This is a genomic window from Stutzerimonas chloritidismutans AW-1 (assembly GCF_000495915.1).
GTDB lineage: Bacteria > Pseudomonadota > Gammaproteobacteria > Pseudomonadales > Pseudomonadaceae > Stutzerimonas > Stutzerimonas chloritidismutans.
On record NZ_AOFQ01000037.1, the window covers coordinates 41,952 to 58,772 of the forward strand.

General features: G+C 63.8%; 12 protein-coding genes. 4 read left to right on the forward strand and 8 right to left on the reverse strand.

Going from position 1 to position 16,821, the window contains the following annotated elements; translation table 11 throughout:
• Window positions 1–63: 63 nt before the first annotated feature.
• Together F753_RS37560 and F753_RS37565 are read right to left on the reverse strand one after the other, a co-directional pair.
• On the reverse strand, window positions 64–1,311 hold the full coding sequence (locus tag F753_RS37560; protein WP_023445554.1) for a ribonucleotide-diphosphate reductase subunit beta: 1,248 nt from the start codon (window positions 1,309–1,311) through the stop codon (window positions 64–66).
• Between the two features lie 497 nt (window positions 1,312–1,808).
• Entirely contained in the window at window positions 1,809–4,691 is a 2,883-nt protein-coding gene (locus F753_RS37565; RefSeq protein ID WP_023445555.1) for a ribonucleoside-diphosphate reductase subunit alpha, read from the reverse strand.
• A gap of 707 nt (window positions 4,692–5,398) precedes the next feature.
• Here F753_RS37565 and F753_RS37570 point away from each other — a divergent pair.
• Window positions 5,399–6,115, forward strand: a complete 717-nt coding sequence (locus F753_RS37570; protein WP_023445556.1) for a winged helix-turn-helix domain-containing protein — start codon at window positions 5,399–5,401, stop codon at window positions 6,113–6,115.
• A gap of 11 nt (window positions 6,116–6,126) precedes the next feature.
• Window positions 6,127–7,743: an ATP-binding protein gene (locus F753_RS37575; protein ID WP_023445557.1), complete on the forward strand. Its 1,617-nt coding sequence runs from the start codon at window positions 6,127–6,129 to the stop codon at window positions 7,741–7,743.
• Window positions 7,744–7,768: 25 nt separating this feature from the next.
• Here F753_RS37575 and F753_RS37580 read toward each other — a convergent pair whose 3' ends face one another.
• Entirely contained in the window at window positions 7,769–8,440 is a 672-nt protein-coding gene (locus tag F753_RS37580; RefSeq protein ID WP_023445558.1) for a DUF4197 domain-containing protein, read from the reverse strand.
• Window positions 8,441–8,630: 190 nt separating this feature from the next.
• Between F753_RS37580 and F753_RS37585 the strand changes: the two genes are divergently transcribed.
• Window positions 8,631–9,059 (forward strand): N-acetyltransferase, encoded by a 429-nt coding sequence (locus F753_RS37585; protein ID WP_023445559.1) that lies wholly within the window; start codon window positions 8,631–8,633, stop codon window positions 9,057–9,059.
• 5 nt (window positions 9,060–9,064) lie between these two features.
• Here F753_RS37585 and plsB read toward each other — a convergent pair whose 3' ends face one another.
• Window positions 9,065–11,563 carry a glycerol-3-phosphate 1-O-acyltransferase PlsB gene (plsB, locus tag F753_RS37590; protein WP_023445560.1) on the reverse strand — a complete coding sequence of 833 codons (2,499 nt, stop codon included), beginning with the start codon at window positions 11,561–11,563 and terminating at the stop codon, window positions 9,065–9,067.
• Window positions 11,564–11,977: 414 nt separating this feature from the next.
• Between plsB and katG the strand changes: the two genes are divergently transcribed.
• Window positions 11,978–14,209, forward strand: coding sequence for a catalase/peroxidase HPI (gene katG, locus F753_RS37595; protein ID WP_023445561.1), 2,232 nt, complete (start codon window positions 11,978–11,980; stop codon window positions 14,207–14,209).
• Between the two features lie 17 nt (window positions 14,210–14,226).
• Here the strand turns inward: katG and F753_RS37600 are convergent, their stop codons facing one another.
• The 4 genes from F753_RS37600 to F753_RS37615 form a co-directional block, all read right to left on the reverse strand.
• Complete coding sequence (locus tag F753_RS37600; protein ID WP_332822271.1) at window positions 14,227–14,586, reverse strand: hypothetical protein; 360 nt, start codon at window positions 14,584–14,586, stop codon at window positions 14,227–14,229.
• Window positions 14,587–14,637: 51 nt separating this feature from the next.
• Window positions 14,638–15,348: a class I SAM-dependent methyltransferase gene (locus F753_RS37605; protein WP_023445563.1), complete on the reverse strand. Its 711-nt coding sequence runs from the start codon at window positions 15,346–15,348 to the stop codon at window positions 14,638–14,640.
• A gap of 69 nt (window positions 15,349–15,417) precedes the next feature.
• Window positions 15,418–16,200 carry a class D beta-lactamase gene (blaOXA, locus tag F753_RS37610; RefSeq protein WP_023445564.1) on the reverse strand — a complete coding sequence of 261 codons (783 nt, stop codon included), beginning with the start codon at window positions 16,198–16,200 and terminating at the stop codon, window positions 15,418–15,420.
• Between the two features lie 95 nt (window positions 16,201–16,295).
• The coding region (locus F753_RS37615) for a GNAT family N-acetyltransferase (protein ID WP_031297769.1) at window positions 16,296–16,821 on the reverse strand (526 nt) is incomplete at its 5' end.

Consider the following 16,821-nt stretch of genomic DNA (forward strand, 5'->3'; position numbering starts at 1 on the left):
ACCCCGGACATCCGTAATCAGGTAAAGCGCTTGTAATGTGTCCTAACGGTCCAGACCCAGGAATCAATCCCAACTCAACGCCCCACCAGTCTGATATTCAATAACCCGCGTCTCAAAGAAGTTCTTCTCCTTCTTCAGGTCCATGATCTCGCTCATCCATGGGAACGGGTTGGTAGTGCCTGGATACTCTTCCTTCAAGCCGATCTGCGTCAGACGACGGTTGGCGATGAACTTGAGGTAGTCCTCCATCATTGCGGCGTTCATGCCGAGGACGCCACGGGGCATGGTGTCGCGCGCGTATTCGATTTCCAGTTGGGTGCCCTGGAGGATCATCTGGGTTGCTTCGTCCTTCATGTCGGCGTCCCACAGGTGCGGGTTCTCGATCTTGATCTGGTTGATCATGTCTATGCCGAAGTTTAGGTGCATGGACTCGTCGCGCAGGATGTACTGGAACTGCTCGGCGGTGCCGGTCATCTTGTTGCGGCGGCCCATGGAGAGGATCTGGGTGAAGCCGCAATAGAAGAAGATGCCTTCGAGTACGCAGTAGTAGGCGATGAGGTTGCGCAGGAACTGCTTGTCGGTCTCCGGGGTGCCGGTCTGGAAAGTCGGGTCGGAGATGGAGCGGGTGTACTTGAGGCCCCAGCTGGCCTTTTTCGCGACGCTCGGGATCTCGTGGTACATGTTGAAGATCTCGCCTTCATCCATGCCCAGCGATTCGATGCAGTACTGGTAGGCGTGGGTGTGGATCGCCTCTTCGAAGGCCTGGCGCAGGATGTACTGGCGGCACTCGGGGTTGGTGATCAGGCGGTAGGTGGCCAGTACGAGGTTGTTGGCGACCAGGCTGTCGGCGGTGGAGAAGAAGCCGAGGTTGCGCTTGACGATGCGGCGCTCGTCTTCGCTGAGGCCGTCCTTGCTCTTCCACAGGGCAATGTCGGCGTTCATGTTCACTTCCTGCGGCATCCAGTGGTTGGCGCAACCATCCAGATACTTCTGCCAGGCCCAGTCGTACTTGAAGGGTACGAGCTGGTTGAGGTCGGCGCGGGCGTTGATCATACGCTTCTCGTCGACGCGTACGCGGGCCGATTCGCCTTCCAGTTCGTTGAGACCTTCCTGGATGTCCAGGTCGTCCAGCGCGCGCTTGGCGCGGGCGATGGCGTCGGAGTCACTGGCGGCAACGGCGCGGGCTTCTTCCACGGAGCCGGCGGCGTCGTTGTCCAGCTTGGCTGCGGTCTGGCCTGCCGGCTGCGCGGCAGCGGGGGCCGGCGCGGCGGTGGTGGTGTCTTCTTCGTTGAATTCGTCCCAGCTCAGCATGTGCGATAGCTCCTGATCGGGGACCGGGGCTTGGCCGGTCGGATGTGTTTGGGTGCTTTTGGTTTGCACGCAAAAGCGGGTATTTGGTTTGGGCCGAGATAGGTCCGGCCTTTTGCATCGTCTGGTGGGGCTGCCCCTCACCCTGACCCTCTCCCCGGAGGGGCGAGGGGACGGTCAGGTGTCTGGTCCGACCGCTTGTGTTTGTCTGGAGGGTTGCCCCTCACCCTAGCCCTCTCCCCAGAGGGGCGAGGGGACTGGTTTGGTGTTGGCGTCTGGCTTGTTCGATCGGTAGCCACTGCGTTGGTTGTAAGTACCTGGCAAGCGAGAACGGGCCGTTCGCTTCGTTCTTAAAAAACCGCTCGGTGTGAGCGGGTTCCAGAGCGAGGTCGCGCTAGGCGCCCGTCAGTCCGGAGCCCCTGAGCGTACGCATGTACGTGATGGGGGCCGGGCTGGCGGGCAACAACGCGCGGACCGCTCTGGGGGCCGCGACTTTGAAGTTATTGGCAGGCTTCGCAGTCGGGGTTATCGATCGAACACGCCAGCGGCACCGGAGCCGGCTGCGGCTCTGCAGCAGCCGGAGCGGCGCTGGCGGAGTTCGCCGCCTCGCTGCCACCACTGGACACGGCGTTCAGCTTGCCGGTGTTGATGGTGGACTTCTCGGTGCTGGTCGCGGCCAGGGCACGGAGGTAGTAGGTGGTTTTCAGGCCACGGTACCAGGCCATGCGGTAGGTCACGTCGAGCTTCTTGCCCGAGGCGCCGGCGATGTAAAGGTTCAGCGACTGCGCCTGGTCGATCCACTTCTGGCGGCGGCTGGCGGCGTCGACGATCCACTTGGTTTCCACTTCGAAGGCGGTGGCGTACATGTCCTTCAGATCCTGCGGGATGCGCTCGATCTGCTGTACGGAACCGTCGTAGTACTTGAGGTCGTTGACCATGACCGGGTCCCACAGGCCGCGGGCCTTGAGGTCGTGGACCAGGTACGGGTTGATCACGGTGAACTCGCCGGACAGGTTCGATTTGACGTACAGGTTCTGGTACGTCGGCTCGATGGACTGCGACACGCCAACGATGTTGGAGATGGTCGCGGTCGGGGCGATGGCCATGATGTTCGAGTTGCGAATGCCTTTCTTGACGCGTTCGCGGATCGGCGCCCAATCCAGGGATTCGGTCAGGTCGACGTCGATGTACTTCTGGCCACGGGCCTCGATGAGGATCTGCTGGGAATCCAGCGGCAGGATGCCCTGGGACCACAGCGAGCCCTGGAAGCTGGAGTAGGCGCCGCGCTCGTCGGCCAGGTCACAGGAAGCCTGGATGGCGAAGTAGCTGATGGCTTCCATGGACTTGTCGGCGAAGTCGATGGCGGCGTCGGAACCGTAGGCGATGTGCTGCAGGTACAGCGCGTCCTGGAAGCCCATGATGCCCAGGCCCACCGGACGGTGCTTGAAGTTGGCGTTCTGCGCCTGCGGCACGCTGTAGTAGTTGATGTCGATGACGTTATCGAGCATGCGCACAGCGGTGCGCACGGTGCGCTCCAGCTTGGCGGCGTCGAGCTTGCCGTCCTTGATGTGGTTGACCAGGTTGATCGAGCCCAGGTTGCAGACGGCGATCTCGTCCTTGTTGGTGTTCAGGGTGATCTCGGTGCACAGGTTGGAGCTGTGCACCACGCCGACGTGCTGCTGCGGGCTGCGCAGGTTGCACGGGTCCTTGAAGGTCAGCCACGGGTGGCCGGTCTCGAACAGCATCGAGAGCATCTTGCGCCACAGGTCCTTGGCCGGCAGGGTCTTGAACAGCTTGATCTTGCCGTACTTGGTCAGCTCCTCGTAGTACTCGTAACGCTCCTCGAAGGCGCGGCCGGTGAGGTCGTGCAGGTCGGGGACGTCGGACGGGGAGAACAGGGTCCAGGGGCCGTCGTCGAAGACGCGCTTCATGAACAGGTCCGGAATCCAGTTGGCGGTGTTCATGTCGTGGGTACGGCGACGGTCGTCACCGGTGTTCTTGCGCAGCTCGAGGAATTCCTCGATGTCCAGGTGCCAGGTTTCCAGGTACGCGCAGACCGCGCCCTTGCGCTTGCCGCCCTGGTTGACCGCGACGGCGGTGTCGTTGACCACTTTCAGGAAGGGCACGACGCCCTGGGATTTGCCGTTGGTGCCCTTGATGTAGGCGCCCAGTGCGCGTACCGGGGTCCAGTCGTTGCCCAGGCCGCCGGCGAACTTGGAGAGCAGGGCGTTATCGCGGATGGCGTCGTAGATGCCGCCCAGGTCGTCCGGCACGGTGGTCAGGTAGCACGAGGACAGCTGCGGACGCAGGGTGCCGGCGTTGAACAGGGTCGGCGTCGAGGCCATGTAGTCGAAGGACGACAACAGGTTGTAGAACTCGATGGCGCGGGTTTCTTTCTGCTCTTCCTCGATGGCCAGGCCCATGGCGACGCGCATGAAGAAGATCTGCGGCAGCTCGAAGCGAACGTTGTCCTTGTGGATGAAGTAGCGGTCGTACAGGGTCTGCAGGCCGAGGTAGGTGAACTGCTGGTCACGCTCGTGGTTGAGCGCGGCGCCCAGCTTGGCCAGGTCGTAGCTCTTGAGCTTGGAGTCGAGCAGTTCGAACTCGACGCCTTTCTCGATGTAGGCCGGCAGGGCCTTGGCGTAGAGGTCGGCCATCTCGTGATGGGTGGCGGCTTCGGCAACGCCGAGGAAGCCCAGGGCTTCGGCACGCAGGGTGTCCATCAGCAGGCGCGCGGTGACCTGGCTGTAGTTCGGCTCACGCTCGACCAGGGTACGGGCAGTCATCACCAGGGCGGTGTTGACGTCCTTCTCGGCCACGCCGTCGTAGAGGTTCTTCAGGGTTTCACGCTCGATCAGCGCGCCATCGACCTCGGCCAGGCCTTCGCAGGCTTCGGTGATGATGGTCTGCAGGCGACCCATGTCCAGCGGCTGCTGGCTGCCATCGGCGCGGGTGACGCGGATGCTCGGGTGCGGCTGGGCGATGTCGTTGGCCGCGGCGCTCTTGCGCTCCTGGCTACGGGCTTCGCGGTAGATCACGTAGTCACGCGCGACTTTCTGCTCACCGGCACGCATCAGGGCCAGTTCGACCTGGTCCTGAATTTCTTCGATATGGATGGTGCCACCGGAGGGCATGCGACGACGGAAGGTGGCGCTGACCTGCTCGGTCAGGCGCGCGACGGTGTCGTGAATACGCGAGGAAGCGGCAGCGTTACCGCCTTCCACTGCGAGAAAGGCCTTGGTGATGGCGACGGTGATCTTGTCGTCGGTGTAGGGGACGACCGTACCGTTGCGCTTGATCACGCGCAGCTGGCCCGGGGCGGTAGCCGCCAGATCCGGTGCATCGGCTGACAGCGGGTTCTCGCGAGTGGATGGGTTCTGCATGGGGGCTCCGGATTCTCTCTTTTAGTCGCGGTTCTGGTTCTGTCTGCGCGGGCCTCGTTGAGCCCGTGCGTCGTTACTGCATGAGCCATGCCCCGCATCGCGGTGCATGGCGGTATCGCAAGGAATAGTCCTGACTCGGCCGCTGACGAGCTAAGTCGTTGCCGGAAGGATAGTCAGGCTGGAAAAACTGTCAACACAATATGTTGTGTTTTGTCTTGGCTCCGAGCACAGCTGCTAGTTCCGCGCTTGAAGTCAGGGAGACGACTGTCGAAGGCTTGCATTAATGCTTGACCTGAGGCTGCCGACGGTGTTGCAGAGCAATGGGAGGCAGGGCGATAGCCCAGCTCTCGAAAATGTCTCGATTGTGTCAGTTGCGGTGCCCAGGCCCAATATCTAGGGGTCAAGGCGCGCAGGAGCGACAAGATAATGCTGGCTCCGGGCCAATGCAAGGCAGCCGCCTGGGATAACCTGTGGATAACATGTGTGCGGATTGTGGGTGAAAGCGCGGCGTCAGGCCGCAGGCCGCATGCCTTCGGCGCTCGGCCGAATACCGACGAAATACGTGCCGCCGGGCATATTTTGATGATGGTCAATGACACTACATGTTGTGTTTGCCGCTGCCCGCTTTTTGTGCATCGTGCCGGGCCGGGCGTTGGGTACAATGCGCGCTGTTCGTTTGTGGCCTGACGGTCTGACAGGGGGCGGGGATGGAGCAAGAGACGTGGCGGATTCTCATCGTCGAGGACGATCGACGGCTGGCCGAGCTGACGCAGGAATACCTGCAGAGCAGTGGCGGCTTCGAGGTGTCGATCGAATCGGATGGCGCCTGCGCCGCCGGGCGCATCATCGAGGAGCGTCCGGATCTGGTGGTGCTCGATCTGATGCTGCCCGGCGAGGATGGCCTGTCGATCTGCCGGCGGGTACGTGACCGCTACGATGGCCCGATCCTCATGCTCACCGCGCGGGCCGACGATCTGGATCAGGTGTTGGGGCTGGAAACCGGCGCCGACGACTATGTCTGCAAGCCGGTGCGTCCGCGTCTGTTGCTGGCGCGCATCCGCGCCTTGCTGCGTCGTCAGCCGCCAGAAGCACCGACCAATGCCAAGCGCCTGCAGTTCGGCCCGTTGGTGATCGACAGCGCGTTGCGCGAAGCCTGGCTGCGTGAACAGCAGATCGAACTGACCGGCGCCGAGTTCGACCTGCTCTGGCTGCTGACCTCCAACCCCGGACGCATTCTTTCCCGTGAAGAAATCTTCGCCGAGCTGCGCGGCATCGAATACGACGGTCAGGACCGCTCCATCGATGTGCGTATTTCGCGTATCCGCCCCAAGATCGGTGACGATCCCGATCATCCGCGGCTGATCAAGACGGTGCGCGGCAAGGGCTATCTGTTCGTTTCCGAAGCTGCCGTGGCGATGGTGTAGCGCCGCCGCCCATGAACTCGATCTTCCTGCGCATCTATGGCGGCATGCTGGGGGTGCTGGTGCTGGTGGCGCTGCTCGGCGCCGGCGGCCTGCACCTGCTCAACCAGCACCGCGCGGACGATCACCGCGAGCGCCTGGCCAGTGGCACCTTCCGCCTGATGGCGCACAACATGAGCAGCATGACGCCGATCGAACGGCGCCAGGCGGCGAACCTCTGGGGGCGGCTGCTGGGCATACCGCTGCGGGTGCGCACGCTGGATGATGTTCGCCTGGAAAGTCGCCTGGAGGCGCGCCTGCTGCGTGGGCAGGTGCTGGTCGAGCAGATCCGACCGCAGAGCACCACGGTCTTCAGCCTGGTCAGTGCACGGGATCGCCTGGTGCTTACCGGTGAAGTCGAGCAGCTCAGCGAACAGCTGGCGCGCGCCACCATCTATCTGCTCATCGACGAGCTGATCCGCTATCCCGAAGCCGAACAGCCGCAGCGCTTGGCCGAGCTGAAAAAGGCGCGTGGTTTCGGCTTCGATCTGGAATTGCTGACACGCGACAGCGCCAACCTCGATGACGACCAGCGTCGGCGGCTGGACGAGGGCGACACGGTGATGGCGCTCGCTCGCGGCGGTGATGCCGTGCGGGTGTTCGCGGCCATCGCCGGCACCGGCTGGATCATGCAGCTCGGTCCGCTGTACCAGATGAATCCCTATCCGCCGCAGTTGCTAATCTTGATCGGCCTGCTCGGCCTGTCGTTGATCGGTCTTACCGTGTACCTGCTGGTGCGCCAGCTGGAGCAGCGCCTGAGCGTGCTGGAAGGTGCGGCGACCCGTATCGCCGCGGGCAATCTGGAAACCCGCGTGCCGGATGTCGGTACCGATTCGGTCGGGCGCCTGGCGGCGGCGTTCAACGGTATGGCCAGGCATCTGCAGCGTTTGCTGGCGGTGCAGCGGGAGATGGTCAGCGCTGTGGCCCATGAACTGCGCACGCCGGTCGCGCGCCTGCGTTTCGGCCTGGAAATGAGCGCCGAGGCGCAGACCGACGAGGCCCGGCGCAAGTACCTGGAAGGCATGGACGGCGACATCGACGACCTTGATGCGCTGGTCGACGAAATGCTGGTGTATTCGCGGTTGGAGCGTGGCTCGCCGACCCTGCATTTCCAGCAGGTCGACCTGGGTGCGCTGGTCGATCAGGTGATCGGTGAGCTGGCGCCGCTCCGCGCCGATGTCAGCGTCAGCCGCGGAGAATGCACAACGGCAGCCGATGGCAGCTGCTGGGCCGAGGCGGAGCCGCAGTACCTGCGCCGCGCCCTGAGCAACCTGATCACCAATGCCATGCGCCATGCCGAGAGTCGGGTGCAGGTCAGCTTCACCATCGATGGGCAAACGGTGCGGCTGGAGGTGGACGACGATGGCCCCGGCGTGCCGGAAGCGGATTGGGAAAAGGTCTTCACCCCGTTCCTGCGCCTGGACGACAGCCGTACCCGCGCCTCGGGCGGGCACGGGCTGGGCTTGTCCATCGTGCGGCGGATCATCTACTGGCACGGCGGTCGCTCGCAGCTGGGGCACAGCGACCTGGGCGGCGCGCGTTTCAGTCTGGTCTGGCCGCGGCGCAGGGCGGACCGAGCAGCGGGTGGCTGAAACCAGCGCAGCTCGACCCAATCTCTCAGAGCAGTCCGAACACCTTTTTCGCCAGGCTGGTGGCCGCGGCGGCGGGGTTCTTGCGAATGCTCGCTTCCTGCTCGGCGATCACGGTGAACAGACCATCGAGCGCCTGTTCGGTGACGTAGCTTTCGATATTCGCGTAACTGCCGTTCATGCCAGCCGGCACCTTGGCGGCGACGGCGTTGTATTGCTGCGCCAGGCCGACCTGGTCGGTGGCCTGTTTGACGATGGGCAGGAACTTCGCGCGAATCTGCTCGCGGCTGGATTGGTTGAGGTACTGGGTGGCCGAGTCATCGCCACCGGCGAGAATGGCCTTGGCGTCCTGCACGGTCATCTTGCGCACGGCATCCAGCAGCAGTTGCCGGGCTTCCGGCACGGCCTTCTCGGCGGCCAGGTTCATGCTGCTCTCCAGCTGTTCGACCTGCGCACCCATGCCGAGCATCTTCAGCATCCGCGAAGCCTTGCCGATGTTGCCCGGCAGCTCGATACGCACGTCCGGATCGCTGCTGAAGCCGCCAGGGCGGCCGAGCTGCTGCACCGCGACCTTGGCGCCCTGGCTCAAGGCATCCTTGAGGCCGGCGCTGGCGTCGCTCTGGGTCAGGTCGGAAAGTGAAAGGGCGAAAGCGCTGGCGGAAAGTGCCAGGCCTGCAACGAGAGTGGTGATGCGCAACATGGCGTTAACCTCATGTTCATTGAATGGTGCAGAAGCGGCGGGCTGCTAACTGCCGTATGGCCTGGCGCCGATGCTAAAGCAATGCCGGGCAAGGCGCAGGCGTTTACCAGCAGTATGGGTCAGGCAGGCGGGGGACAGGTTGTTACTGATGCGCTAAGGTTGCGGGCCCGTCGTTATGGAGCCGACTCGCATGATCCGTCCCTTTCGCCCCGATGACCTGGAGCCGGTGCTGGCGATCTGGCTGGCTGCATCGATCCGCGCCCATGACTTCATTGCCCCGGCGTTCTGGGCGTCGAAGCTGGATGACATGCGTGATATCTATCTGCCGGCGGCGCAGATCTGGGTCGATGAGCGAGAAGGTGCGGTGCTGGGATTCGTCGCGCTGGTCGGGGACGTCCTGGCGGCGATCTTCGTGGCGCCGAGCGCCCAGGGCGGCGGTATCGGCTCGGCGCTGATCGAGCAGGCCAAGACCGTGCGTGAGCGGCTCGAGCTGACGGTCTACAGCGCCAATGCCGCCAGCGTCGCCTTCTATCGCCGACATGGCTTTGCCGTGATCAGCGAACAGCTGGACCCGCACACCGGCCATCCCGAACTGGCGATGGCCTGGCAGCGGGACTGAGCGTTTCAGGCAGCCTCGGGAGGCGTCGAATCGGAATCGTCATGATGACGCTCCAGCGCCACCTGACGGATCGACAGGCGAATCTCAGCCGGTAGCACGCGCTTGGCCGCGCCCTCGGCCAGTTCCGCGAGCTTTTCGTGATAGCCGAGCCGGCCGTTTTCGTCCGGGCTGACCACGCCCTGTTCCTGCATGCTCTGGATGAAATGGCGGAACAGCGCCTTGTCGAAGAACTCCGGCGCGTTCAGCCCATGCAGGATCGACAGGCGCTGGGCCATGACCGTGCAGAGGTTTTCCAGCTCCTCGGCGCTCAGGCTGTGCTGGCCACTGTTGAGCAGCAGCGAAGTGGCCATGTAGAAGCGCTGCAGGGTCTGCACCACGACGCGAGCGAGAAGGGTGAGCAGGACGAACTGCCTCGAGCTCGGGGCCGGGCGCACGTAGTGGTTGCCGTCCACCTTGAGCAGGCCGCGCTCGACGAAGGCCGCCAGCCACTGGTCGACCACGGCTTCCAGCTCCTCGACTTCCCAGCGCATGAACAGCTCGGCACGCAGGTACGGGTACAGCGCCTCGGTGAAGCGCTGGATCTGCTCGCGGCTGATGCGCGAGCTGCTCTGGAAGAAGCTCGCCAGCAGCGCCGGCAACGCGAAGATGTGCATCACGTTGTTGCGGTAGTAGGTCATCAGGACGGCGTTCTGCTCGTCCAGATAGAGGATGTTGCCCAGCGCGTCCTTCTGTTCGGCGAGCAGGTCGAGGCTCTTCACGTACGCGATCAGCGCGTTGCCGTCGCCTTCCGGCAGCGTGGTGTGCGGCGAGTAGGGCACCGCACGTAACAGCGCCTGATAGAGATCGAGAATCCGCGCCAGGGACTGCTGGTCCAGGGCCTGGCGGCTGGTGGAGAGCATCGCCAGCGCCACCAGGTTGACCGGATTGACCGCCGCCGCCTCGTTCAGGCGCTGGGCGATGCGCTCGGCCAGGCGATTGGTGGCGTCGTTCAGCCATTCGGGACGGTAATCCGGCGCGTAGGTCTGCTGGCGCCAGCCGGGCTGCTCCTGGTCGAGGAATTCGTTGAGCTTGAGCGGTTCGCCGAAGTTGACCCAGACCTGGCCGAAGCGCTGCTTGAGCGCACCGATGACCTTGAAGATGTCGAAGATCGATTCCTTCTTCTTCGCCGCGCCGCGCAGTTCACCCAGGTAGGTGCGGCCTTCCAGTACGCGCTCGTAGCCGATGTAGACCGGCACGAACAGGATCGGCAGGCGTGACGAGCGCACGTAGCTGCGCAGGGTCAGGGCCAGCATGCCGGTCTTGGGTTGCAGCATGCGGCCGGTACGCGAACGGCCGCCCTCGACGAAGTACTCGACAGGGAAGCCGCGGGTGAACAGGTTGTGCAGGTATTCGTTGAACACCGAGGTATACAGCGGGTTGCCCTTGAACGAGCGGCGCATGAAGAAGGCGCCACCGCGGCGCAGCAGGCTGCCGATCACTGGCATGTTGAGGTTGATGCCGGCGGCGATGTGCGGCGGCGTCAGGCCGTTGCGGAACAGCAGATAGGACAGTAGCAGGTAGTCGATATGGCTGCGATGGCAAGGGACGTAGATCACCTCGTAGCCGCGCACGGCTTCCTGTAGCGGCTCGATATGGTTGACGCGGATGCCGTCGTAGATCTTGTTCCAGAACCAGGACAGCACCACTTCGAGGAAGCGCACGGCGGTGTAGGCGTAGTCTGAGGCCACCTCGTTGCCGTAGCGCAGCGCTCTGGCTTCGGCCCGCTCGATGGAAATGTTCTCGCGCTCGGCCTCGTCGCGAATCGCCTGCCGGACCTGCGGTGCGTGCACCAGGCCCTTGACCAGATTGCGCCGGTGCGACAGGTCGGGGCCGATCACGGCGGTCTTCTGGTTGCGGAAGTGCACGCGCAGCATACGATGGACCATGCGCAGGGTGCGCTCGTGGCCCTTGTTCAGTGCGATCAGCTCGTTGAGCTGGATTGGTGCGGAGAACTGCACGCGGGTCTTGCGGCCCAGTACCAGGATGCTGAGCAGTTTGCGCAGGCGCCCGGTGACCGCCCAGCTGTCGGCGAACAGCAGCTTCCAGGCGCTGGTCTCGCGATTCGGCGACTGCCCCCAGAACACGCTGACCGGGATGATCTGCGCGTTTTCCACCGCGTTGTGCTCCAGTGCGCCGACCAGCCGGACCAGCGTTGGCGGCGCCACCAGACGCGTGCGTCTGCCAAACCAGCTCGTTGCCGGATTGAGAAAGAAGAACGCGGCCGGCTCGACGTGGTCGCCCACCGCCACATCGGCCACCGGGCGTGGTAGCCCGGCCTTGCTGCACTCGACGTCCAGCACCGCGAGATCGCTCAGCGAGGGTTGCTGCAGCACGTAGAACACCGGCTTGCTGCGGTCCAGCTTGAGGGTGAAGGCAGACTGGTTGATGGTCTCCGAGCGCACCCAGAAGTACAGCACGCGGCGCAATACGGAGAAGATCAGACGGCGAAGGGGGGAGCGAGTCATACGGCAGATTCGGCTATGGAAGGGGCAATGCCCTCGAAGGCGGCAAGTGTGCCGCAAGCGGGGAGGGCGGGCAAAACTCTCTGCCGGCGAACCGCCAGCGATTGGCAGGGCTACTCGACGCCCGGATTCTCTGCGCAGACCTAACGCGGACACTGGAGTGTGAGGCGTAAATGGGGCGATAGGATGCGCTGTTTGAGGCTGCGCCTATCAGGCCGATAGGGAAATTCCATACGCGCCATTTCAGCCGCAGTCCGGGTAGCTGGAAGCCGCTTGGTTGCTGCGCTGGCGCCGTTTTCAGCTTCGTTCCTGCAGCCCTGAAAACGCCGTCCTGGCCTTTTGTTCGTTCATGGGCTCGGTGCTAGGTTGTTTCAAGCGGCGCCTGATCGCGTCATCGACAACCGTGAGGAGCAGAACATGAACGAAGAGACTGGCGAAAAGGCGGGCGGTGTATGCCCATTCGGTCATGGCGCTGGTGCGCCCCGCAAACGCCCGGGCAATCGCGACTGGTGGCCTGAAGCGCTGAGCCTCACGTCGCTCAACCAGCATTCGCCACGTTCCAATCCCTACGGTGGCGATTTCGACTATGCCGCGGAATTCAACTCCCTCGATCTCGACGCTGTGATTGCCGATCTTCACCAGGTGATGACCGATTCCCAGGACTGGTGGCCGGCGGATTTCGGCCATTACGGCGGGCTGTTCATTCGCCTGGCCTGGCACAGCGCCGGGACCTATCGGATCACCGATGGCCGCGGCGGCGCCGGTGGCGGACAGCAGCGCTTCGCACCGCTCAACAGCTGGCCGGACAACGCCTCGCTGGACAAGGCCCGGCGCCTGCTCTGGCCGATCAAACAAAAGTACGGCCGCAAGCTTTCCTGGGCGGACCTTTACGTGCTCACGGGCAACGTGGCGCTGGAATCCATGGGTTTCAAGACCTTTGGTTTCGCCGGCGGCCGTGCGGACACCTGGGAGCCGGAAGAGCTCTTCTGGGGCCCGGAGGGCACTTGGCTCGGCGATGAGCGTTACAGCGGCGAGCGGCAGCTGCATCCGGGGCTGGGCGCCGTGCAGATGGGCTTAATCTACGTGAACCCGGAAGGCCCCAACGGCAATCCCGACCCCAAAGCCTCGGCCATCGATATCCGCGAAACCTTCGCCCGCATGGCGATGAACGACTATGAAACCGTGGCGCTGATCGCTGGCGGCCATACCTTCGGCAAGACCCACGGTGCGGGTGACCCCTCGCTGTTGGGCCCGGACCCGGAAGGCGCCGTGATCGAAGACCAGGGCCTGGGTTGGCGCAGCCGATTCCAGACCGGTGCGGGTGCCGATGCCATCACCTCCGGTCTCGAAGTCATCTGGAGCCAGACCCCGACGCAGTGGTCCAACTACTTCTTCGAGAACCTGTTCAACTTCGAATGGGAGCTGACCAAGAGCCCGGCTGGCGCGCATCAGTGGGTCGCAAAGGACGTGGGGGAAATCATTCCCGACCCCTTCGACCCGAACAAGAAGCGCAAGCCAACCATGCTTACCTCGGACCTGGCGCTGCGTTTCGATCCTGAGTACGAAAAGATCTCCCGTCACTTCCTCGAGAACCCGGACGAGTTCGCCGATGCCTTCGCCAAGGCGTGGTTCAAGCTGACGCACCGCGACATGGGTCCCATCGGCCGCTACCTCGGGCCACTGGTGCCGCAGGAAAAGCTGATCTGGCAGGACCCGATTCCAGAGCGCGATCACCCGGTGATCGACGAGGCGGACATCGCCGCGCTGAAGCAGCAGCTGCTCGGTATGGGCTTTTCCGTGTCCGAGCTGGTGTCGGTAGCCTGGGCTTCGGCCGCCACCTATCGCGGATCGGACAAGCGCGGAGGCGCCAACGGTGCTCGTATCCGCTTCGCGCCGCAGAAGGATTGGGAGATCAACAACCCGGCCCTGCTGGATCGCGTGCTGCAGAAAATCGACGAGATCCAGAACGCGTTCAACGCCTCGGCCAGCGAGGGCAGAAAGGTCTCCATGGCGGACCTGATCGTGCTCGCCGGCTGTGCCGCCATCGAGAAAGCGGCACAGGACGGCGGCGTGGCCGTCACCGTGCCCTTCACGCCAGGGCGGATGGATGCGCTCGAAGAGTGGACCGATGGGCCCTCGTTCGAAGCGCTGCGGCCGGTCGCCGATGGCTTCCGCAACTACTACCACGAGTCCCACTTCATGGCGCCCGAGGAAGCGCTGGTCGACAAGGCCCACCTGCTACGGCTGAGCGCGCCGGAAATGACCGTGCTGGTCGGCGGCATGCGTGTGTTGGGCACCAATGCGGATGGCGGCAGGGAAGGCGTCTTCACCAAGCGCGTGGGCACGCTTTCGAACGACTTCTTCGTCAACCTGCTGAGCATGCAGAACGAGTGGGTCGCGACTGAGCACAAGAACCGCTTCCAGGGCCTCGACCGCAAGACCCGCCAGCCCACCTGGACCGCCACCCGCGTGGACCTCATCTTCGGCGCGCAATCGGAGCTGCGTGCCCAGGCCGAGGTATACGGCATGGCCGACGGCAACGAGAAGTTCGTGCAGGACTTCGTCAAAGCCTGGGACAAGGTAATGAACGTGGACCGGCTCGATATCGGCAAGCCCGCCGATAATTTCAGCCAGAAGCTCTCAGCCTAGAGCTCGCGGCGGCGCCATCAGGCGCCGCCACGGGGTGGCCGCTGCTTTCGAGCCTGCCATCTGGTTCGGGCTCGGGAGCCGACATAGGCACCGGCGAGAAAGACCAGGGAGCACAGCAGCACGAACACCAGCCCGACGGGGAGCAATGGCCCTGTCGGCAACCAGCCGAGCAGATACAGAACCTGCCCGGCGACACAGCCAGCGTAGAGCGGCCACAAGGGTTTCGGCGAAACGGAGCCACACAATCCGCCGCCCAGGGCCAGCGCTACGGTGTAGTACAGGCCGCCGGCATCCCAGGGCTCGACGTGGCCCGTCAGCAGCGGCGACAGGCTCCAGATCGCCGCACCGACCAACGTGGCGAGAAGAAAAGAACGCAACGCGGATCGCTTCATGCTCGGCCGATAGGATGCAGCCGCCATGCCGCGGCGTTATTGCGCATCGACCGTTGACCGCGTCGAGTACCAGGCGTGAATCAGCCCGGCCTGGTAGAACAGGACGGGGTCGGTGAAGCCGCCGGATTCGATGATCGCTGCGACCTGCTCGCGAGGCAGCACCGCCACATCGCGGGAGTAGGCTGCGCGCATCTGCTCCACACCGGCGGCCGGGATGCGAGCCACGGTCATCATGTTCATCCAGGTTTCGAGCAGGGCGGTGTATTCGACCGAGGCGATATCCGATGCCAGGTCGGAGCTGGCCAGGCGTGCGCCCGGGCGAAGCCGGCTAGCGATGGCACGGAAAAACTCCGCACGGGCCCCAGGCTCCAGAATGAATTGCGACACCAGAAAGCACGTCGCGGCATCGAAAGCGTCCTGCTCGGGCAGCGATTGCAGATAGCCCTCATGAAACTGGCAGCGCTCGGCGTAGCCGCCCTCGATCGCCTTGTTGCGGCACACCTCGAGCATTGCACCGGAGGGCTCGACGGCGGTGAAGCTCCAGCGCGGGAAGCGCCTGGCCAGATAGGCGATCTCTTCGCCGGTGCCGGCACCGACGCACAGGACTCGGGCGTCGGCTGGAAGGTTGGCAAAGACGGCTTCCAGAAGGAAATGCAGGGCCTCGCGAATCGGCGCGGTTCTCGCCCAGCGCTCGTCGTAGCTGGTTGCCTGCTGGTCGAAGATGGCCTTGATTTCATCGTTGCGCATGGCGGATTTCCCAGGAGGTTGTTCAGGATGGGCGCCTAGGCGCACCACCCGGGTTGCTGCTGAGTTGCTTCAGTCCGCCGGCAGAATGCCTTTGGCTCGCAATGCGTTCAGGGCGATCTGCTGACGCAACGGCAGGTCCCTGACGGTTCGGGTGTCCAGGTTCAAGGCGAACAGCCAGGTATTCTCACCAGTCTCCACGTAGCCGATGTACCAGCCGGTGCCGGGCGTGCTGCGGGCGGCCCAGCCGGTCTTGGCGTAAAGACGATAGTCCTTGGCGGCTTCGGTGAGCATCACCGTCTTCAGGGTGTCGTAACTGCTGGTGCGGTACGGCAGGCTGCGCGCGGTCACGCGTTTGAGCAGCTCGATCTGTTGCTCGGCGCTGATGGTCAGCGAGCCATCCAGCCAGAACTCGGTACCGTTGAAGGGCTCGCGCAGCTGACCGTAATGCGCCTGGCGGATGTGTGGCGGATAGTCTGCCGCACCCACCCGCCGCGCCAGCCACTGATAGCACCAGACGCAACTGACCTGGAAGGCGCTCTTCAGCGTCTGGTCGCGGTTCCAGTCCTCGATCTCGTAACGGGTGTTGTCCCACGGGATGATCTCGTCGGCGCCGGCGATGGCGCCTTCCTCCAGCGCGATCAGCGTATTCAGCACCTTGAATGTGGAGGCGGCGGTGAACGGCTGCTTCGCGCGGGCTTCGTTGTGAACGTAGCGCTGGCCGGTTTCAGCCGATTCGATCACCAGTGTTCCGCCCACGCCAACCTCGTCGAACAGCCGGGCGATATCGGCATCTTCCGCATGAGCGAAGCCGGAAAAGCCGAGGAACAGAAGCGCGAGGAACAGCTGAGGCATTGAAGAATATCCGTAGGGTGGGGATGAGGGTCCGGCTATGCGCGTGCCGTTCTAACAGGGTTTCCAGCGAAGTCCAGCCAATCGTGAATGAACGGTCATTCAGCTGCAGCCAACTGCGCCGCAAAGCGTTCGCGATCCAGTCGATACAGGCAGTGCCGGCGAAGCGGATGGCCGATTGGCACTCCTGGATGCTCGAACTCCTCCGTTTCACGCATGCCAAGACGGGCCATCACGGCGCGTGAACGTCGATTCTCGATAGTAGTGAAGGATACGATTTCGGAAAGATCGAGCGTGCCGAACCCTGTCTTTAGCGCGACCCACGCCGCTTCGCTGGCCAATCCCTGGCCCCAGTAATCAGCCGCCAGGCGCCAACCTATTTCCACACACGGCGAGAACGGCAAGGTTGCCGACGGCGTATGCAGACCGACGAAGCCGATGAATGCGCCGCGGGCTTTCAGCTCGACGGCCCAGAATCCCCAGCCGCGTTCTTCGATCAGCGCCTGGCAGCGGTCAGCCATTGCATCGCTCTCGGCCCGGCTGAGCAGGGCGGGGAAGTGCCGCATGACCCTGGGGTCCGCATTCATCGTGGCGAACGGTGCGCGATCGGCTGGGGGGGGGGGG